19 protein-coding genes and 1 pseudogene are annotated in these 19,921 nt (G+C 64.2%); 16 read left to right on the top strand and 4 right to left on the bottom strand.

Features of this window, described 5'->3' with window-relative positions; all coding sequences use genetic code 11:
- Positions 1-1,019: 1,019 nt before the first annotated feature.
- From dctP to AB5S05_RS21480, 3 genes are all read left to right on the top strand, one after another.
- Positions 1,020-2,036: a TRAP transporter substrate-binding protein DctP gene (gene dctP / locus AB5S05_RS21490; protein ID WP_369289554.1), complete on the top strand. Its 1,017-nt coding sequence runs from the start codon at positions 1,020-1,022 to the stop codon at positions 2,034-2,036.
- 72 nt (positions 2,037-2,108) lie between these two features.
- The gene (locus tag AB5S05_RS21485; protein ID WP_369289553.1) at positions 2,109-2,621 is read left to right on the top strand and encodes a TRAP transporter small permease; all 513 of its coding nucleotides are present in this window, start codon (positions 2,109-2,111) and stop codon (positions 2,619-2,621) included.
- A 1-nt stretch (position 2,622) separates the two neighbouring features.
- The gene (locus AB5S05_RS21480) at positions 2,623-3,921 is read left to right on the top strand and encodes a TRAP transporter large permease (protein WP_369289552.1); all 1,299 of its coding nucleotides are present in this window, start codon (positions 2,623-2,625) and stop codon (positions 3,919-3,921) included.
- A gap of 237 nt (positions 3,922-4,158) precedes the next feature.
- Here AB5S05_RS21480 and AB5S05_RS21475 read toward each other — a convergent pair whose 3' ends face one another.
- Together AB5S05_RS21475 and AB5S05_RS21470 are read right to left on the bottom strand one after the other, a co-directional pair.
- A complete protein-coding gene (locus tag AB5S05_RS21475) occupies positions 4,159-4,932 on the bottom strand; it encodes a TSUP family transporter (RefSeq protein ID WP_369289551.1) in 774 nt (257 codons plus the stop codon).
- Positions 4,933-5,150: 218 nt separating this feature from the next.
- Positions 5,151-6,707 carry a BCCT family transporter gene (locus AB5S05_RS21470; RefSeq protein WP_369289550.1) on the bottom strand — a complete coding sequence of 519 codons (1,557 nt, stop codon included), beginning with the start codon at positions 6,705-6,707 and terminating at the stop codon, positions 5,151-5,153.
- A 393-nt stretch (positions 6,708-7,100) separates the two neighbouring features.
- On the opposite strand from AB5S05_RS21470, the gene AB5S05_RS21465 reads away from it, so the two are divergent.
- The 8 genes from AB5S05_RS21465 (at position 7,101) to AB5S05_RS21430 (ending at position 13,914) form a co-directional block, all read left to right on the top strand.
- Positions 7,101-7,691, top strand: a complete 591-nt coding sequence (locus tag AB5S05_RS21465; RefSeq protein WP_369289549.1) for an amino acid synthesis family protein — start codon at positions 7,101-7,103, stop codon at positions 7,689-7,691.
- Positions 7,692-7,718: 27 nt separating this feature from the next.
- The gene (locus AB5S05_RS21460) at positions 7,719-8,552 is read left to right on the top strand and encodes an alpha/beta fold hydrolase (protein WP_369289548.1); all 834 of its coding nucleotides are present in this window, start codon (positions 7,719-7,721) and stop codon (positions 8,550-8,552) included.
- The gene (locus AB5S05_RS21455) at positions 8,549-10,030 is read left to right on the top strand and encodes an aldehyde dehydrogenase (protein WP_369289547.1); all 1,482 of its coding nucleotides are present in this window, start codon (positions 8,549-8,551) and stop codon (positions 10,028-10,030) included. Before AB5S05_RS21460 ends, AB5S05_RS21455 begins: the two co-directional genes overlap by 4 nt.
- A gap of 34 nt (positions 10,031-10,064) precedes the next feature.
- Complete coding sequence (locus AB5S05_RS21450) at positions 10,065-10,550, top strand: flavin reductase family protein (protein ID WP_369289546.1); 486 nt, start codon at positions 10,065-10,067, stop codon at positions 10,548-10,550.
- Positions 10,551-10,631: 81 nt separating this feature from the next.
- Complete coding sequence (locus tag AB5S05_RS21445; RefSeq protein ID WP_369289545.1) at positions 10,632-12,083, top strand: NAD-dependent succinate-semialdehyde dehydrogenase; 1,452 nt, start codon at positions 10,632-10,634, stop codon at positions 12,081-12,083.
- 24 nt (positions 12,084-12,107) lie between these two features.
- Positions 12,108-12,497, top strand: coding sequence for a carboxymuconolactone decarboxylase family protein (locus AB5S05_RS21440; protein WP_369289544.1), 390 nt, complete (start codon positions 12,108-12,110; stop codon positions 12,495-12,497).
- A 96-nt stretch (positions 12,498-12,593) separates the two neighbouring features.
- Positions 12,594-13,346: a GntR family transcriptional regulator gene (locus tag AB5S05_RS21435; protein ID WP_369289543.1), complete on the top strand. Its 753-nt coding sequence runs from the start codon at positions 12,594-12,596 to the stop codon at positions 13,344-13,346.
- A gap of 4 nt (positions 13,347-13,350) precedes the next feature.
- Positions 13,351-13,914 (top strand): NUDIX hydrolase, encoded by a 564-nt coding sequence (locus tag AB5S05_RS21430; protein WP_369289542.1) that lies wholly within the window; start codon positions 13,351-13,353, stop codon positions 13,912-13,914.
- Positions 13,915-13,935: 21 nt separating this feature from the next.
- Here the strand turns inward: AB5S05_RS21430 and AB5S05_RS21425 are convergent, their stop codons facing one another.
- Entirely contained in the window at positions 13,936-14,229 is a 294-nt protein-coding gene (locus AB5S05_RS21425; protein ID WP_369289541.1) for a DUF1330 domain-containing protein, read from the bottom strand.
- 94 nt (positions 14,230-14,323) lie between these two features.
- On the opposite strand from AB5S05_RS21425, the gene ribBA reads away from it, so the two are divergent.
- The 5 genes from ribBA to AB5S05_RS21400 all read left to right on the top strand — a co-directional run bounded on the left by ribBA (position 14,324) and on the right by AB5S05_RS21400 (position 19,755).
- Complete coding sequence (gene ribBA / locus AB5S05_RS21420) at positions 14,324-15,433, top strand: bifunctional 3,4-dihydroxy-2-butanone-4-phosphate synthase/GTP cyclohydrolase II (RefSeq protein WP_369289540.1); 1,110 nt, start codon at positions 14,324-14,326, stop codon at positions 15,431-15,433.
- Between the two features lie 373 nt (positions 15,434-15,806).
- Positions 15,807-16,832, top strand: coding sequence for an ABC transporter substrate-binding protein (locus AB5S05_RS21415; protein ID WP_369289539.1), 1,026 nt, complete (start codon positions 15,807-15,809; stop codon positions 16,830-16,832).
- A complete protein-coding gene (locus tag AB5S05_RS21410) occupies positions 16,817-17,773 on the top strand; it encodes an ABC transporter permease (RefSeq protein WP_369289538.1) in 957 nt (318 codons plus the stop codon). The genes AB5S05_RS21415 and AB5S05_RS21410 overlap by 16 nt, the downstream gene beginning before the upstream one ends.
- A 6-nt stretch (positions 17,774-17,779) precedes the next feature.
- Positions 17,780-18,589, top strand: coding sequence for an ABC transporter permease (locus AB5S05_RS21405; RefSeq protein ID WP_369289537.1), 810 nt, complete (start codon positions 17,780-17,782; stop codon positions 18,587-18,589).
- Positions 18,590-18,606: 17 nt separating this feature from the next.
- Positions 18,607-19,755: an ABC transporter ATP-binding protein gene (locus tag AB5S05_RS21400; RefSeq protein ID WP_369289536.1), complete on the top strand. Its 1,149-nt coding sequence runs from the start codon at positions 18,607-18,609 to the stop codon at positions 19,753-19,755.
- Positions 19,756-19,805: 50 nt separating this feature from the next.
- On the opposite strand, the pseudogene AB5S05_RS21395 reads toward AB5S05_RS21400, so the two are convergent.
- Positions 19,806-19,921 (bottom strand): annotated as a pseudogene (locus tag AB5S05_RS21395) (IS1595 family transposase); the annotation flags it as partial.

The following is a 19,921-nucleotide window of genomic DNA, read 5'->3' as shown; positions in this document are numbered from 1 at the left end:
TTCGAGCATTACAACGAGGAACATCCACACAGCGCACTGAAATACCGCTCGCCTCGGGAATTCAGGCGCTTGGCTGAGGCATCAACTTAACGGGGTGTCGGTGTCCGGTTTGATAGGGGTAAGTCCATCCAAGCAACCACTCATAAAAGCTAAAGAGCAGCGGCACGCTTGCTAACGGGTCAATACATGTACCTGACGCAATAAGGATTTCTTTCGCCAGCTCTGGCCGACAAAGCAGCCAGGCACAGTCGCCTTGGCCATTCGCGCCGGTCATCACACCCTAACGAAGTCCTTGGAGAGCTGGGCCAGTCGCTGACGCAGGACGAAGCGGCGTACCGGCAATTCGCTGTTTCGCCGCCTCGTGCCTGAAGCGTCGAGAAAACGCCGCGTCGTCTGGCACCTGAACTCTTCTCACGGCGCACAAGCGCCTTCGCTTCAAGCGCCCCATGGAGGTGAACGGCCAAGCGTCACCAGGCCCCAGCTCTGCCCCCGTGCGCTGCTGCGCCCAGGTCCTGCAGCCACTATTGACATAGATCAATAGTGGGATCTGCAGCAGCGTTTTTAAGCGCGAAACCGTCGTATCCAGAACACGCTGCCATACCCGCACTCGTAACATGGATTTCCGCGCTCGACCGTCATCACGGTGCTCTGCGGTGCGGCCTGACCGCTCGATTCGTAACTGCAGCGACGAATACGTCCGCTTCTGCAGCACGGAGAAAGAGGTATCGCTGAAGTGCTGCTGATCCGTTCGAGCCTGAAGGCTCTGCCGGACAATTGCGCAAGCTTGGCCGGGCATTACCGGCAGTTGCTGGCGCCGCGCGGGTCGAGGCAATGCGCAGCGAACGGCTCGGCCAGGCACTGCTGAAGCGTCTGACGGCGCTCGAATCTAGAAGTTGGAAGCTGGTGGCACAGTTTGGAGGTGTGATCCTGTCAGACAGGCAGGAACTGCTTGGTTTAGCCCATGCAACCGGCCTGTCAACGTAACTCGTGGCATCCATTAGATTGTAAGGATTGAATAGATGATAAAGATGAAAAACATCCAAGTCACATTGAAGGCCCTGCTCGCCAGCGCGGCAGCGACCGCCTGCCTTATGAGCACCAGCGCCTATGCACTGACACTGAAACTGGCCACCGACTCCGGCACCCAGGGCTCACCGGCCGGTGAAGCGCTGAAGAAGTGGGGGGAGTTGATCGAGCAGAAGTCGAACGGTGATATCAAGACCAAGGTCTTCTACCAGAACGAACTCGGTGGCCAGCAGGAAGTATTCGACCTGCATGTCGCCGGCGACGTCGACCTGATGTTGAACTGGCCGATGACCTCCTACGACAAGCGCATCGGCGTCATCTACACGCCCTACATGACCCTGTCCTGGGATGAGGCGCTGAAAGCCTACAGCCCCGGCGGCTGGGTCAACAACATGCTGGGCGGCATCTATAAGGACATCGGCCTGAAGTTTTTCGGCCCGTGGCCAGAAGGCTTCAACGGTGTTGGCTCGCGCGGCAAGTACGCGCTGAACATTGCCGACGCCAATGGCCTGAAAGTGCGCACCATGACCGTGTTCCCTGCACCGCAAACCATGCAGGCGCTGGGATACCAGACCGCCGCGATCGACTGGGGCGAAGTCTACACCGCCCTGCAGACCGGCGTGGTCGATGGTGAAGCCGGCAACGTGATCTATTGGGATTACGAATACTTCCGCGACTCGCTGGACTACTTCGTGCAGACCAAGCACTTCTTCATGACCGGCGTGCTGTCCGGTAACCAGGACACCTGGGAAGGCATGAGCGAAGAGCAACAGAAGATCGTCAGCGATGCCGCCATCGAAATCATGAACGACCAGTTCATGGCCGCCAAGCAGCAGGACGACCACTACATCGCCAAGGCCCAGGAAGCCGGCATGAAGTACTTCGAGCCTAGCGATGAGCAGATCCGCGAATTCGCCAAGGCAGCGCGCGAGAAGGTCTGGCCGCTGATGGATAAGGAAATCGGCCCCGAAATCATGGATACCATCCGCAAGAACGCCTCGCCGCTGTAATCAGCGTATTCAAGATTTACTCCCCAACCGGCCCGCTTTGCGGGCCGGTTTTTTCATAGGCTGGAAGAAAAAATGATCATAAAAGTCTTTTCCGGACTGGATAAAAGCGTGGGCTGGCTGCTCGAGGCCGCGGCTTTCGTTGCCAGTATGCTCGTGGTGGGACTGATGCTCTTTCTGGTTTTGGCACGCTATGTGTTCGGCTGGTCGGTGGTGGGTCTGCTGGAGCTGATCATGCTGTTCGGCATGTGGCTTTACATGCTCGGGGGCACGATTGCCTGTCGGCGCAACGAGCACCTCAAGGTGGACTTCATTGAACTGAAGATCACCGACCAACGACTCAAACTGATGCACAAGGCCCTGATTTCCCTGATTTCATTCCTGATCTGCCTGTTCTTCGTGGTGCTCGCCTATCGCATGCTGAGCTGGGGCATCCGCCGTCCGCAATCGACCCCGGGTATGGGCATTCCGCTCTGGTTGCCTCAGGCATCCATCATGCTCGCCGCCGTTGGCTGCAGCTGTTATTCGCTGAGAGACCTGATTGCATCACTGGTCGGTATAAAGCAGCTGGGCAAAGAGGAGCGTTGAGATGGAAGGTTTTATTGCAATCGGCCTGTTGATACTGCTGATGGTCATCGGCGTTCCCGTCGCCTGGTCATTCGCCGGCGTATTGGCGTACATGCTCTACGCCTACGACGCCAACCTGAATACCCTGATGCTGCAGGGCTACCGTTCTCTCGACTCGGTGATCCTGATCGCCCTGCCGCTGTTCGTCTTGACCGGCTACCTGATGCAAAGCGGTGGTATCGCCCGCCGCCTGGTGGACTTCATCGAAGTCATGATCGGCAAGCGCCGCGGTGGCATGGGTGCCTCGATGGTGATGGCGTCCGGCATCTTCGGCGCCATTGCCGGCACGGCGACCGCCGCCGTCGCCTCGATCGGCACCATCATGATCGGCCCGCTGGAGCAACGCGGCTACCCGCGCAGCTACTCGGCGGCGTTGCTGGGTATCTCATCGTTGCTGGGCATCCTGATTCCGCCATCGATCACCATGATCCTGTTCGCGGTGGTCACCCGTCAGTCGGTCGCAGCTTGTTTCGCCGCCTCGGTGGGGCCGGCGATTCTGCTGATTCTCGGTTTGATCATCGCCAATCGCTTCAGTGTCGGGCGCTTCTTCAATGAAGTCAGCAGCGCCGCGGGCGATGGTTTCGAGCAACTTCCCGGCAAAGGCAAGGCAACCCTTCGTGCCTTCCCGGCACTGTCGCTGCCCATCATCATTCTCGGTGGCATCTACGGCGGTGTGTTCACCCCGACCGAAGCCGCCGCGGTGGCCGCCTTCTCGGCCATGATGATCGGTTTCTTCATCTACCGGGATCTGACCCTGGGCACCTTTGCCCGCAGCGTGGTAGCAGCGGCGGAAACCACCGGCACGGTGATCCTGATCCTGCTGTTCAGCTTCATGATCGGACGCATCCTGGCATCCGAGCGTGTCCCGCAGGAATTGACCGAGCTGGTCACCACCCTGATTCAGAATCCGCTGTTGATCCTGATCGTGGTCAACCTGTTTCTGATCGTCGCCGGGATGATCATGGACGATGTCTCGGTCACCGTGGTGATTGCGCCCTTGTTCCTGCCCTTGATGGTGAGCGCTGGCGTGCATCCGGTGCACTTCGCCTCGATCGTGGCCTGCTCGGTGGTGATCGGTGCCAACAGCCCGCCGGTGGCGCCCATCCTCTACATGGCGTGCCGAATCGGCAGGGTATCCATCCACAAGACCGTGGCGCCCGCGCTGGCGCTGATGGCCTTCGTGGCCTTCCCTGTGATGCTGGTCACCACCTTCGTGCCGGAACTCTCGCTGTTCCTCCCGCGCCTGCTGGGCTTCGTCTGAGCCAGCCCTGAGCCCCGCCGGACTGACCATTGGTTCAGTCCGGCGGAATCTCTACCGAGAGGCATCCGCCGTTTCTCGGCGACGGCCTCGCCCTGCCCCACCTGTCAGGCAACGCCTGGGAGGCCTGCCACAATGCCGATTGCTCAGTATTCGCGACCGGGACAGGCGGGCCGGATAGCCTCAAAACGGCCCTCACTGGTCGTATGGGCCTGCTGATCCCGGCTCAAACGCTAGGCTTCAGCCCTGGTACAGGGCGAGCAACGCTGGCAGGGCTTCACCGATCAGGCTGAGCCCGGCCAACACCAGCAACACGAACACAAGCCAGCGCACCGTGCGCAGCGACAACCGTGGCGGATAGCGGCGGATCAACCAACTGAGCAGCATGACCAGTGGCAAGGCTTCGGCGCTGAGCCCGAGCGTGGACAGCGACAGCTGCCCCTGGCCCACGACCAGCCCCAGACGCATGACCGCGTTACAGGCAAATACGGTGATGAGGGTATTGCGTATCAACTCATGGCCCAGGGGCTGCCTGTAGAGGTGATAGACGATCGGCGGCCCGCCACTGGAGAACAGACCGTTGAGCAGCACGCAGAGACCACCGGCGAGCCAGAACGACGGCGTGCCTGCCAGCCGCTTGCGTGGTGTGCCCTGCACCACCAGCAGCAGGCTGGCAAGCAGAATCAGGACGCCCAGCAGCAGGCGTAGCCAGGTGATCTGCTTGCCATCCAGGCCCCCCAGGCCCCAGATGCCCAGGCAAACGCCGAGCAGGCTGCTGGCCAACAGAGGCCGGAGGATGCAGCCCTCCAGTTGCGGTTTGGGGCCGGCCACCATGGTGAGGGCGTTGCCCAGGGTCAGGAAGCTGATCACCACGGCCACTTCACCGAGCGGCAGCAGCTGCAAGATGGCGACCAGGCCGATGAGAATCAGGCCGAAAGCGAAGCCGGTCAGGCACTGGGCAACTGTGGCCAGCGCCACGCAGAACAGAAACAGCAGGTGTACCTGCAGACTCATGCCACTTTCCTTGTCGAGCCTGCACGACATCGTTGCACGCAACCGACGCAGAGATTCGCGGCGCGCGATGCCGCTCCATTCGCCGGTTGAGCAATCACTCGCCACAATGTGCCAGTTCTGGAATGCACGACGCGCGGGCCTCTTGGTAGCCCAAGGGAACCCGCGCGTCTGCCGGATCGGTCAGCCGCCGCGAACGGCGGCCAGAGGACGTCCTGGGCTCAAGCGCCCTGGACTGCGCGGGCGCAGAGCATCTCGCCCTCCTCCTGGTGCAGCGCCTTCACCAGGCTGTAGCAGATCACCAGCAGCACCACCGAGAACGGCAGCGCCGCGGCGATCGTTGCCGCCTGCAGGCCTTTCAGGCCACCGGCCAGCAGCAGCACGCCGGCCAGGGCGCCCAGCCCCAGGCCCCAGATGATGCGGAAGCGCTGCGGCGGATTCTGGTTGCCCATGGACAGAATGGTGCAGATCACCAAGGTCGCCGAGTCGGCCGAGGTGACGAACCAGCTGACGATCATCAGGGTTGCCAGACCGGCCATGGCCATGGTCGCCCAGGACACGTCGAGGCCTTCGATGGTCTTGTACAGCACCATGGTCACGTCGGAGTTGGCCACCGCGCTCAGGTCGATAGCGCCGGCCAGCTGCAGATGCAACCCGGTGCCGCCCATGATCACGATCCACAGGAAGGCCCCCAGGGTCGAGGCGAGCATGCCGCCCAGCACCACCTGGCGCACGGTGCGACCACGGGAGATGCGGGCAATGAACATGCCGACGAACGGGCCCCAGGACAGCCACCAGCCCCAATAGAAGATGGTCCACCAGCCCTGCCACTGACGCTCGGGGTTGGAGTCGGTCCACATCCCCATGGGGATGAACGTGGCCAGATAATCGCCCAGGCTCGTGGCGTACAGACCGAGCAGGAACACCGTCGGGCCGGCCAGCAGCAGGAACAGGAACAGGATACTGCTTAGGCGAATGTTCCACTCGCTGAGCCAGAGAATGCCCTTGCGCACGCCAGAGACCGCCGACAGGGTGGCGACCACCGCAGTCCCGGCAATCAGGATCAGCTGGTTGGCAGTGGAAATCTCGACACCGAACATGTAGTTCAACCCGGCGTTCATCTGCGCGACGCCCAGGCCCAGGGTGGTGGCGGTGCCGAACAGGGTGCTGAAAATCGCCAGCAGGTCCACCGCGTGACCGATCGGGCCATAGATGCGCTCGCCGATCAGCGGATAGAGCGCCGAACGCACGGTCAGCGGCAGGCCGCGGCGGTAGGTGAAGTACGCCAGGATCAGGCCGACGATGATGTAGATGCACCAACCGTGCAGGCCCCAGTGGAACATGGTCACGCGCAGGGCTATCTGCGCGGCTTCCGGGGTATTGGCGGCGACGCCGGCCATCTCCATGAACGGGTTGCCCTGCATGTGCATCAGCGGCTCGGCGATGCTCCAGAACAGCAGACCGGTGCCGACCGCGGCGCTGAACAGCATGGCGAACCAGGAGAAGTTGCTGAACTCCGGACGCTCATCGTCCTGCCCCAGGCGCAGGCTGCCGAAGCGACTCAGGCCGACCCAGAAAGTGAAGAACAATACCCCGCTGACCACCGCCACGTAGTACCAGCCCAGGGAACTCTCGATCCACTGCTTGACGCCGGTATAGAGGCTGTTGGCCAGCTCACCATAGGTCACGGTGAACAGCACGAAGACCAGCACCATCGCCAGAGAGGCGATGGCCATCGTCGGATTTACGCCTGCGAACAGACGTTGGGAACCTTGCATAGGATGTTCGCTCACGAGCGCGCCTCCTCCTTATTTTTGTATGGGACACACATTAATGTTTTTCGCGAACACCGGGCATCCGGCCCCTGCGCTCCTCTGGCGACTAATCGACGACTGACGCCACGAGCATCCAACCCGGATCAACAGCTACTCACCCGCCACGCGGATGAGCCATGAGCATTCGCTTGTATTACGGTATACCATAAGCCCGAATACGGACGCAAAGACTCTTCGTCGCCTCCTGTGCTTCAGGCCCCTTCAGCCCCCAGGGCATTGACAGCCGATCGCCAGCACGACATGAAAGCTTGACTTGCACGAGTCGTATTATGGTATACCATGCTACCAGGCCAGCGCACTGCGCCCCACAACGACTCATCTATCCAGGAGAGCCTCATGAGCTTCGAGATCCGCAAAATCGTCAGCTACGTGGAAGAAACCTTTATCGAAGGCGGCAAGGCCACCGACAAACCGGTCACCATGGCTGGACTGGCCGTGGTCATGAAGAATCCCTGGCTCGGCCGCGGCTTCGTCGAAGACCTGAAGCCGGAAATCAAGGCCAATTGCTCCGAGCTGGGAGAGCTGATGGTCAAGCGCCTGCTCGACAGCATCGGCGGCGCGGAAAAGATCGAAGCCTACGGCAAGGCTGCCGTGGTTGGCGCCGACGGCGAGATCGAACACGCCTCGGCCGTCATCCACACCCTGCGCTTCGGCAACCACTACCGCCAGGCGGTGGATGCCAAAAGCTACCTGAGCTTCACCAACAAGCGCGGCGGCCCGGGCACCTCCATCCAGATTCCAATGATGCACAAGGATGACGAGGGCCTACGCTCGCACTACATCACTCTGGAGATGCAGATCGAAGACGCGCCGCGCGCCGACGAGATCGTCGTGGTGCTGGGCGCCGCCGACGGAGGCCGCCTGCACCCGCGCATTGGCAATCGCTACATCGACCTGGAAGAGCTGGCCGTCGAGCAGGCTCAGTAACTTCCCGGGACAGTGCAGGAACGAGCCATGATGCTATTTACCGCTGAACGCACCCCCTCCGGCACCAGCTACCTGGCGACCGGACAGGGTCAGCCCGTGGTCTTGATCCACGGGGTTGGCCTTAACAAAGAAATGTGGGGCGGACAGATCGTCGGTCTTGCGTCGCACTACCGGGTCATCGCCTACGACATGCTCGGCCATGGCGCCAGCCCCCGCCCGGAGCCTGACACCGGCCTGCTCGGCTATGCCGAGCAGCTGCGTGAACTGCTCGATCACCTGCAGCTGCCGCAGGCCTGCATCATCGGCTTCTCGATGGGTGGCCTGGTGGCGCGGGCGTTCGCCCTGCGCTACCCGCAGCGCCTGCAGGCACTGGTGGTGCTCAACAGCGTATTCAACCGTAACCCCGAACAGAGTGCCGGGGTGATCGAGCGCACCCGTCAGGTCGCCCAGTACGGCCCCAATGCCAACGCCGAGGCGGCCCTGAGCCGTTGGTTCAGCCGCGAGTACCAGGCCGCCAATCCGGCGCAGATCGCCGCGCTGCGCCAGACCCTGGCCAGCAACGATCCGCAGGGCTATCTGACCACCTATGAATTGTTCGCCACCCAGGACATGTACCTGGCGGACGAACTGGGCAGCATCCGCGCGCCGACCCTGATCGCCACGGGCGAGCTGGACCCCGGCTCGACCCCGCAGATGGCCAGAGAACTGGCCGCGCGGATTCCCGGCGCCCAGGTTGCCGTGCTCGCGGAGCAGCGGCATATGATGCCGGTGGAGTCGCCGCGCCTGGTCAACCAGGTGCTGTTGGACTTCCTCCAGCGCCTCCAGACTTCACAACACCCAACACAGGGGATCGTTGCATGACACTCTCCCGTTTCCAGATGTGCATCGACGGCCAATGGGTCGATGCCCTGTCCGGCAAGACCTTCCACAGCCTCGACCCGGCACTCGCCGAGCCCTGGGCGGAACTGCCTGACGCCGCCGAAGCAGACGTCGAACGCGCCGTTCAGTCCGCTCAGCAGGCTTTTGAAAGCCCTGCCTGGAAGGGGCTGACCGCCACCGCGCGGGGCAAGCTGCTGCGCCGCCTGGGTGACCTGATCGCCGAGAACAAAGAGCAGCTGGCCCAGCTGGAGAGCCGCGACAACGGCAAGCTGATCCGCGAGACCCGCGGCCAGGTGGGTTACCTGCCGGAGTTCTTCCACTACACCGCGGGCCTGGCCGACAAGCTCGAGGGCGGCACCCTGCCGCTGGATAAGACCGACATGTTCGGCTACACCGTGCTCGAACCGCTGGGCGTGGTGGCGGCGATCATCCCCTGGAACAGCCCGCTGTACCTGACCGCGATCAAGCTGGCCCCGGCCCTGGCCGCCGGCAACTGTATGGTCATCAAGCCGTCCGAGCATGCCTCGGCGACCATTCTCGAGCTCGCCCGCCTGGCCCTGGAAGCCGGTATTCCGCCGGGTGTGGTCAATGTCATCACCGGCTACGGCGCCAGCACCGGCGCGGCCCTGACCCGTCACCCGCTGGTGCGCAAGATCGCCTTCACCGGCGGCGCCGCCACCGCCCGCCACGTGGTGCGCAGCAGCGCGGAGAACTTCGCCAAGCTGTCGCTGGAGCTGGGCGGCAAGTCGCCGAACATCATCTTCGCCGACGCCGACCTGGACAGCGCGATCAACGGTGCGGTCGCCGGCATCTACGCCGCCTCGGGCCAGAGCTGCGTCTCCGGCTCGCGCCTGCTGGTGCAGGACGAGATCTACGACGAGTTCGTCGAGCGCCTGGTCGCCCGCGCCCAGCGCATCCGTATCGGCAATCCGCAGGACGACAGCAGCGAGATGGGCCCCATGGCCACCGCCCAGCAGCTGGCCGTGGTCGAGGGTCTGGTCGCCGACGCCCTCGCCGAAGGCGCCAAGCTGCGCCTGGGCGGCAAGCGCCCGCCGATCGAGGGCAACGGCTGGTACTACGAGCCAACCCTGTTCGAGTGCGACAGCAACTCGATGAAGATCATGCAGGAAGAGGTGTTCGGTCCGGTCGCCTCGGTGATTCGCTTCAAGGATGAGGCCGAAGCCCTGGCCATCGCCAACGACTCGCAGTTCGGCCTTGCCGCCGGCATCTGGACCCGCGACCTGGGCCGCGCCCATCGCCTAGCCCGCGACGTGCGCTCCGGCATCATCTGGGTCAACACCTACCGCGCGGTCTCGGCCATGGCGCCGATCGGCGGCTTCAAGAACAGTGGCTACGGCCGCGAGAGCGGCATCGACTCGGTGCTGGCCTACACCGAGCAAAAAACCGTGTGGATCAATCTCTCCCAAGAGCCGATGGCCGACCCCTTCGTGATGCGTTGAAGCGCTCACCGCGAGAATTTCAGAGGTAGCAAAGATGATCGAACCAGGCATTTACAAAGAGGTGATGGGCTCGTTTCCCTCCGGGGTCACGGTGGTCACCTGCCTCGACGAGGATGGCGGCATCGTCGGCATCACCGCCAGTGCCTTCAGCGCCCTGTCGATCGACCCGGCACTGGTGCTGTTCTGCCCCAACTATGCCTCGAACTCCTACCCGGTGCTCTGCGCCAGCAAGCAGTTCGCCATTCACCTGCTGTCGGCCGATCAGACCGCCGAAGCCTACGCCTTCGCCGGCAAGGGCAAGGACAAGGCCAAGGGCATCGACTGGCACCTCAGCGAGCGGGGCAACCCGCTGCTGAGCAAGGCCACCGCGATCATCGAATGCGAACTCTGGCGCGAGTACGACGGCGGCGATCACGCGATCATCGTCGGCGCGGTGAAGAACCTGGTGCTTCCCGAAGTGGAAGTGACGCCGATGGTCTACCACCGCGGCAAGCTGGGCGCCCTCCCCGCGCTCGCCTGAGCGAGATCGTCAGACATTCCTTTTTTGGGGTCGCCTGCCGTTCACCCTGGTGGCGGCCCCTTTTTTATTTTCGGAGCCGACATGACCCCAGCCGCCGCCCAACTGTTCCGCCAACAGGCCTTCATCGACGGCCAATGGTGCGATGCCCAGAACGCCTCCACCCAGGAGATCTTCAACCCGGCCAACGGCGCCAGCATCGGCCAGGTGCCAAACATGGGCGCCACAGAAACCCAGCGCGCCATCGCCGCGGCCAGCGCGGCCTGGCCCGCCTGGCGTGCACGCACGGCCAAGGAGCGCAGCGCCATCCTCAAGCGCTGGCATGCGCTGATGCTGGAGCACGCCGACGCCCTGGCCGAGATCCTCACCCTGGAACAGGGCAAGCCGCTGGCCGAGGCCAAGGGCGAGATCCTCTACGCCGCCAGTTTCATCGAGTGGTTCGCCGAGGAAGCCAAGCGCATCTACGGCGACACCATCCCCAGCCACAAGGGCGACGCGCGCATCGTCGTGAGCAAGGAGCCGATTGGCGTGGTCGCCGCCATCACGCCGTGGAACTTCCCGGCCGCGATGATCACCCGCAAGGTCGGCCCGGCCCTCGCCGCCGGCTGCCCGTGCATCGTCAAGCCCGCCCCGGAAACGCCGTTCTCGGCCCTGGCCATGGCCGCCCTGGCCGAACAGGCCGGTATTCCGGCCGGCATCTTCAACGTGGTCACCGGCGACGCCGTGGCCATCGGCGGCGAGCTGACCGGCAGCGCCGAGGTGCGCAAGCTGTCGTTCACCGGTTCCACCGCGATCGGCAAGCTGCTCATGGCGCAGTGCGCCAGCACCCTGAAGAAGGTGTCCCTGGAGCTTGGCGGCAACGCCCCCTTCATCGTCTTCGACGACGCCGACCTGGAGCGCGCGATCGAGGGCGCACTGGTCGCCAAGTACCGCAACGCCGGGCAGACCTGCGTGTGCGTCAACCGCTTCCTGGTGCAGGATGGCATCTATGAAGCCTTCGTCAGCCGCCTGGCCGAACGGGTCGGCCAGTTCAAGGTCGGCGACGGCTTCGAAGCCGGCGTGACCCAGGGCCCGCTGATCAACGAACGCGCCGTGGCCAAGGTCGAGGACCACGTGCAGGACGCCCTGGGCAAGGGCGCCCGCCTGCTCTGCGGCGGCGAGCGCCACGCCCTGGGCAACGGTTTCTTCCAGCCGACGGTGCTGGCCGACCTGACCCAGGAGATGAAGGTCGCCCGCGAGGAAACCTTCGGCCCGCTGGCGGCGGTATTCCGTTTCAGCGACGAGGCCGAGGCCGTGCGCCTGGCCAACGATACCGAATTCGGCCTGGCAGCCTACTGCTATACCCGCGACCTGGGCCGCGCCTGGCGCATGAGCGAGGCCCTGGAATACGGCATGGTCGGCATCAACGAGGGGCTGATCTCCACCGAGGTCGCCCCCTTCGGCGGGATCAAGTCCTCCGGCCTCGGCCGCGAAGGCTCCAAGTACGGCATCGAGGACTACCTCGAGATCAAATACACCCTGATGGGCGGACTCTGAGTCCGCCGCTTCGAGGAGCAGAACATGAGCAACGACAAGTACGCCAAGGGCCTGGCTATCCGCACCCAGGTGCTGGGCGAGGCCTACGTCAACAAGTCGATCGACAACGCCGACGACTTCAACCGCCCCCTGCAGGAACTGGTCACCGAGTATTGCTGGGGCCATGTCTGGGGCCGGGAGGGTTTGTCGCTGGCCGAACGCAGCATGATAAACTTGGCGATGATTTCAGCACTCAACCGGCCGCATGAACTCAAGCTGCATATTCGCGGAGCCCTGCGCAACGGCCTCAGCCGTGAGCAGATACGCGAAATACTGCTGCAGGTCGGTATTTACTGTGGCGTGCCTGCGGCCGTGGACAGTTTTCGCCTCGCCCGTGAAGCCTTCGCGGAAGCCGATGCCGAAGACCAACCTTAACGGCGGGCCTCAGCAAGCGTCGAGAGCGGCCCTGATCCCCTGATCGGGGCGCCTCTGCGCTTATCCTACGGACAGCCCCCAACCAGAGCGGACCCAATGAAACGCTTGCCACTCGACGACAGCTTCAAGGTCAATCGCAACCCCGTTACCCTGCGCGAAATCGTGCTGGATAAACTGCGCAGCGCCATCATGAACTTCCAGCTGCTGCCCGGTGATCGCCTGGTCGAGCGCGATCTCTGCGACCGCCTCGGCGTCAGCCGCACCTCGGTGCGCGAGGCCCTGCGCCACCTGGAGTCCGAGGGCCTGGTCGAGTTCGCCGACGCCAAGGGACCACGGGTGGCCATCATCACCCTGGAAGACGCCCGCGACATCTACGAACTGCGTTGCGTGCTCGAAGGCCTGATCGTGCAGCTGTTCACCCTCAATGCCAAGGCCAAGGATATCCGCGCCCTGGAACGCGCCCTCGAGGAAAACCGCCGGGTGCTCGAAGAGGGCGAGCTGCAGCAGGTGCTGGACTCGGTTCAGGGTTTCTACGATGTGCTGCTGGAAGGCTCCGGCAACCATATCGCCGCCACCCAGCTGCGCCAGCTGCAGGCACGCATCAGCTACCTGCGCGCCACCTCGGTGTCCCAGGCCAACCGACGCGGCGCCAGCAACGAGGAGATGGTGCGCATCGTCGAAGCAATCAAGAGCGGCGATCCGCTGGCCGCCCACCAGGCCTCGGTCGACCACGTGCGCGCCGCCGCCAAGGTGGCCCTGGACTACCTCAAGTCCAAGCAGAGCGAAGCCGGCAAGGTGCGCGAGATCGCCACGCCGATCGCTCTGAAAGAGCCGCGCATAGGACGCTGACCCCATGGCCACTCCGCGCTTCTGCCCCAACTGCGGCGCTGGCGACCTGAGTCGTCGGCAACCGCCCGGCGATACCCACCAGCGCCTGAGCTGCGCGGGGTGCGGCTATGTTCACTACGAGAATCCCAAGGTCATCGCCGGCTGCATCATCGAGCAGGACGGCAAGTACCTGCTCTGCCAGCGCGCCATAGCGCCGCGCCCCGGCACCTGGACGCTGCCGGCCGGGTTCATGGAGAACGGCGAGACCACCGAGCAGGCCGCTCTGCGCGAGGTCTGGGAGGAGAGCGGCGTACGCGCCGAGATCGTCTCACCCTACTCGATCTTCAGCGTGCCGAGGATCAGCGAGGTGTACATCATCTTCCGCGCCATCGCGCTCGAGCTGACCGGCCAGCACGGCCCGGAGACCCTCGACTACCGCTTCTTCGCCCCCGAGGAAATTCCCTGGGAGAGCATCTACTACCCGGCCATCCGCCAGATTCTCGAGCGTTATATCGAGGAGCGCCAGGCCGGGGTCTACGGCATCTACATGGGCAACGACGACAGCGGCAAGGTTCACTTTATCCGCTGAGCCCGCCCCTCGTGCCCCCAATCAGGGCGCGCAGCCTTCGACTATGACCACTTCGGCCCGCGCTGCACCCGCGCGGTGTCGGCAGGCCTCCTGGTACTCCGGCGAGTTGTAACAGGCCTGCGCCTGCTCGTAGGAGGCGAACTCGATCACCACGTTGCGCGGCGGCGTCACGCGCCCCTCCAGGGCCTGCGCGCGACCGCCGCGGGCCAGGAACACGCCGCCGTACTTGGCGAACGCCGCCGGCGCCCGTTGCGTGTATTCGCGGTACTGCTCGGGATCGGTGACCTCAATATGGGCAATCCAATAAGCCTTCATCGTTACCTCAGTTACTCGCCAGTAAATTGTATTATGGTATACCATGAAGGCTGACAAGTAACCGCTATTCAGCGAAATACGCGAGAGCCCCCGCATGCCATTCAACAGCATCGAAGAAATCATCGAAGACTTCCGCCAGGGCAAGATGGTCCTGCTGGTCGACGACGAAGACCGCGAGAACGAGGGCGACCTGCTGCTCGCTGCGCAAGCCTGCACGCCGGCGGCGATCAACTTCATGGCCCGCGAGGCCCGCGGCCTGATCTGCCTGACCCTGACCGACGAACACTGTCAGCGCCTGGGCCTGGAGCAGATGGTGCCGAGCAACGGCAGCGCCTTCGCCACCGCCTTCACGGTCTCGATCGAGGCGGCCAGCGGGGTGTCCACCGGCATATCCGCCGCCGACCGTGCCCATACCGTGCTCACCGCCGTAGCTCCGGATGCCTGCGCCGACGACCTGGTCCAGCCCGGCCACATCTTCCCCCTGCGCGCCCGCGAAGGCGGCGTGCTGACCCGTGCCGGCCACACCGAGGCGGGTTGCGACCTGGCCCGCCTGGCCGGTTTCAGCCCGGCGGCGGTGATCGTCGAGGTCATGAACGAGGACGGCAGCATGGCCCGCCGCCCGGACCTGGAAAGCTTCGCCGCCAGACACGGGATCAAGATCGGCACCATCGCCGACCTCATCCACTACCGCCTCAGCACCGAGCACACCGTCACCCGTATCGGCGAGCGCGAATTGCCCACGGTGCACGGCACCTTCCGCCTGATCACCTTCGAGGATCGCATCGACGGCGGCGTGCACATGGCCATGGTGATGGGCGAGATCGACCGCGAGCAGCCCTGTCTGGTGCGAGTGCACGTGATCGACCCGCTGCGCGACCTGGTTGGCGCCGAGTACACCGGACCGAAGAACTGGACGCTGTGGGCCGCCCTGCAGAAGGTGGCCGAAGAAGGCCGTGGCGTGGTCGTGGTGCTGGCCAACAACGAATCGTCCCAGGCCCTGCTCGAGCGCGTGCCGCAGCTGACCCAACCGCGGCGCCAGTTCAGTCGCTCGCAGTCGCGCATCTATTCCGAGGTCGGCACCGGCGCGCAGATCCTCCAGGACCTGGGCGTGGGCAAGCTGCGCCACCTGGGCCCGCCCCTGAAGTACGCCGGCCTCACCGGATACGACCTCGAAGTCGTGGAAAGCATCCCCTTCGAGGGCTGAGGCCACGCTCGGCGCCCCGCCGGTCGGCGCGATCGACGCCGGCCGGAATCTTTTCGAGCGGCGACAGCGCCCCTTCGGTCGCGATAAATGCACCAATCAAATCAATTGCTTGAATACGCCAGCGGCAGGCCCGCGCGCGCTCGATGGACGGACCGTGGCCCAGCGCGGGCCCATCGGTGAGACCCAGTGCTTGCAGAAAACATGGAATACCATAATATGATATTCCGTAGGCCTAGCCACCGCCCCCCCCCAGGGGGAGAGCACCAACAACAGCCGGTAAGGCCGCCCTGAAGGCCCGACTGGACCTACTGCTCCTGATAAGCGGACAATCCACGCCCGCTTGCGCATAAACACAACAATGAGGGCAAGCAAGATGATGGTTAAGAAATGTGCAGTCGCAGCACTTGCGGCAGGCATCCTGGCGATTTCCGGCAATGCCGCCATCGCCGCCAGCAACCTGAGCTTCGTCAGCTGGGGCGGTACCACCCAGGACGCGCAGAAGCAGGCCTGGGCCGAGCCCTTCAGTAGCAGCAGCGGTATCCGCGTGGTTCAGGACGGCCCTACCGACTACGGCAAGCTCAAGGCCATGGTGGAAAGCGGCAACGTGCAGTGGGACGTGGTCGACGTCGAAGCCGATTTTGCCCTGCGCGCCGCCAGCGAAGGCCTGCTCGAGCCTCTCGATTTCAGCGTGATCCAGCGCGACAAGCTCGACCCGCGTTTCGTCTCCGACCATGGCGTCGGCTCCTTCTACTTTTCTTTCGTGCTCGGCTTCAACCAGGGCAAGTTGGGCAGCCATGCACCGCAGGACTGGACCGCCCTGTTCGACACCGCGGGCTACCCGGGCAAGCGCGCCCTGTACAAGTGGCCGAGCCCCGGCGTGCTGGAACTGGCCCTGCTGGCGGACGGCGTCCCGGCCGACCAGCTCTACCCGCTGGACCTGGACCGCGCCTTCACGAAACTCGACACCATCAAGCAGGACATCGTCTGGTGGGGTGGCGGCGCCCAGTCCCAACAACTGCTGGCCTCCGGTGAAGTCAGCCTCGGCCAGTTCTGGAACGGCCGGGTCTACGCCCTGCAGCAGGACGGCGCACCGGTCGGCGTGAGCTGGAAGCAGAACCTGGTCATGGCCGACTTCCTGGTCATTCCCAAAGGCGCCAAGAACAAGGACGCGGCCATGCAGTTCCTGGCCGACGCCAGCAGCGCCAAGGGCCAGGCCGAGTTCGCCAACCTCACCGCCTACGCCCCGGTCAATATCGACAGCGTCAGCCAGCTGAATCCGGAACTCGCGCCCAACCTGCCGACCGCCTACGCCAAGGACCAGATCACTCTCGACTTCGCCTATTGGGCCAAGCACGGCCCGGCCATTGCCGCTCGGTGGAACGAATGGCTGGTCAAGTGAAAACGGCCGCCGTTCAGCCCCTGCCAGCCACCCAGGCAGCCGGAGGCGCTTCCCGCGCCACCGGCCTCGCCGAGACCGGGGCCGCAACGATGCACGCAGACAAGCTCGCGCTGCGCTGGCGCGGCGCATCCAACCTGACCCCGGCCCTGTTGTTCCTCGGCCTGTTCTTCTTCGCCCCGCTGATCAGCCTGCTGCTGCGCGGCGTGCTGGAACCGACGCCGGGGCTGGGCAACTACGAACAGCTGTTCGCCAATTCGGCCTATGCCCGGGTGCTGTTCAACACCTTCGCCGTCGGCGGGCTGGTGACCCTGATCAGCCTGCTGCTGGGCTTCCCTCTGGCCTGGGCGATCACCCTGGTACCCAGGGGCTGGGGTCGCTGGCTGCTCAGTATCGTGCTGCTGTCGATGTGGACCAGCCTGCTGGCCCGCACCTACTCCTGGCTGGTGCTGCTGCAGGCGTCGGGCGTGATCAACAAGGTGCTGATGGCGCTGGGCATCATCGACCAGCCGCTGGAGATGGTGCACAACCTGACCGGCGTGGTGATCGGCATGAGCTACATCATGATTCCCTTCATCGTCCTGCCGCTGCAGGCCACCATGTCGGCGATCGATCCAATGGTGCTGCAGGCCGGCGCCACCTGCGGAGCCAGCCCCTGGCACAACTTCTTCAAGGTGTTCCTGCCGCTGTGCCGGCCCGGGTTGTTCTCCGGCGGCCTGATGGTCTTCGTCATGTCCCTGGGCTACTACGTGACCCCGGCGCTGCTGGGAGGCGCGCAGAACATGATGCTGCCGGAATTCATCGTCCAGCAGGTGCAGTCCTTCCTCAACTGGGGCCTGGCCAGCGCCGCAGCAGCACTGCTGATCGTCATCACCCTGGTGCTGTTCTACTTCTACCTGAAGCTCCAGCCGGAATCCCCGGTTGGCGCCAGTAACGCGAGGTAACCGGCCATGCTGCTGACTCCCAACGCCATGGGCCCGCGCCTGCGCATCGGTTTGTACATGACCACGGGGGCGATCGCGGCCTTCCTGCTGCTGCCGATCGTCTTCATCGTGCTGCTGTCGTTCGGCTCCTCGCAGTGGCTGGTGTTCCCGCCGCCGGGCTGGACCCTGAAGTGGTACGGGCAGTTCTTCGCCAACGTGGAGTGGATGGAGGCCGCGCTGGCCAGCCTCAAGGTCGCCGCGCTGACCACCGTCGGTTCGGTGGCCCTCGGCCTGCCGACCGCCTTCGCCCTGGTGCGCGGGCGCTTCCCCGGGCGCACCCTGCTCTACGGCCTGTTCACCCTGCCGATGATCGTGCCCCTGGTGATCATCGCCGTGGCGGTCTACGCCCTGTTCCTCAAGCTGGGCTATACCGGGACGCTGTTCGCCTTCGTGGTCAGCCACGTGATAGTCGCGCTGCCCTTCACCATCATCTCGATCATCAACTCGCTGAAGCTGTTCGACCAGTCGATCGAGGATGCGGCGGTGATCTGCGGCGCCTCGCGCCTGCAGGCGGTGTTCAAGGTGACCTTTCCGGCGATCCGCCCGGGCATGGTGGCCGGCGCGCTGTTCGCCTTCCTGGTCTCCTGGGACGAGGTGGTGCTGAGCGTGATGATGGCCAGCCCGACCCTGCAGACCCTGCCGGTGAAGATGTGGACCACCCTGCGACAAGACCTGACGCCGGTGATAGCAGTCGCTTCGACGCTGCTGATCGGCCTGTCCTTACTGGTGATGCTGGTTGCCGCGGCCCTGCGCCGGCGCAATCCGATCAGCGCTTGAGCGCCTAGGAGAACTACATGAGTGCCGTTATCCAAGACACCCGCGAGCAGGCGCCCCTGGTCAGCCTGCGCAACCTGAACAAGCACTACGGCGACTTCGCCGCCGTCGACAATATCTCGCTGGACATCCGCGACGGCGAGTTCCTCACCTTCCTCGGCTCCAGCGGCTCGGGCAAGAGCACCACGCTGTCGATGCTCGCCGGCTTCGAACCGCCGAGTTCCGGCGAGATCCTGGTCGACGGCAAGTCGCTGGTGAACGTGCCGCCGCACAAGCGCGACATCGGCATGGTGTTCCAGCGCTACTCGCTGTTCCCGCACCTCAACGTGCACGACAACATCGGCTTCCCGCTGGACATCCGCAAGCTGTCCGCCGCCGAGCGCCAGCGCCGGGTCGAGGCCATGCTCAAGCTGGTTCAACTGGAACAGTTCGCCCATCGCCGTCCCGCCCAGCTCTCCGGCGGCCAGCAGCAGCGCGTGGCCATCGCCCGGGCGCTGGTCTATGAACCGCGCATCCTGTTGATGGACGAACCGCTGGGCGCGCTGGACAAGAAGTTGCGCGAGGACCTGCAGGACGAACTGCGCCACCTGCACCGCCGCCTCGGCATCACCATCGTCTACGTGACCCACGACCAGGAAGAAGCCATGCGCCTGTCGCAGCGCATTGCCATCTTCAGCCACGGCAAGATCGTCGGCCTGGGCAGCGGCTACGAGCTCTACCAGAATCCGCCCAATGCCTTCGTCGCCTCCTTCCTCGGCAACTCGAACTTCCTCAAGGCGCGGCTAACCGGCAACGCCGCAGTGCAGTTCGAGCAGCAGGCGCTGGCCATTCAGCCCAGTTCCACGGTACGCAATGGCCAGGACGTGCTGCTGATGGTGCGTCCGGAGAAGGCCCTGGTGCTGACCCAGCCACAGAGTGCGCAGACCCCGCTGCCGGAGGGCTGGAACGAGATAGCCGCCCAGGTCAGCGAGGTGGTCTTCCTCGGCGAAAGCCTGACCTGCAGCGTCGTCACCCCCGGCGGTTGCAGCCTGACCCTCAAGGCCATGTCCAACGAACTGCAACCGCTGCAACCGGGCACCCCGGTGCGAGTCCGCTGGGCCGCGGCCGATGCCTGCGTCTACGACCACTGGCACGAAAGCGACCTGGCCAAGGGCGCCGGCAGCCACTGACAGTCCCACCCTTTGCCCCAGTCTCGCCCGAGGCTGGGGCTTTTTTATGGCTATGTCCCAATAGCGTGTTGCGCGGTGCGTCCTACCGCCTCCTGGATGCAGTGAACTGGCCGAATGCTTTGCTGGTAGCGCTCAAGCATGCGGCGCCAGCCCAGGTAATTGGGGA

The organism is Pseudomonas zhanjiangensis, assembly GCF_041027545.1.
Taxonomy (GTDB): domain Bacteria; phylum Pseudomonadota; class Gammaproteobacteria; order Pseudomonadales; family Pseudomonadaceae; genus Aquipseudomonas; species Aquipseudomonas zhanjiangensis.
Note: the sequence above shows the minus strand (reverse complement) of the source record. Positions and strands in the feature narration are given on the sequence as shown.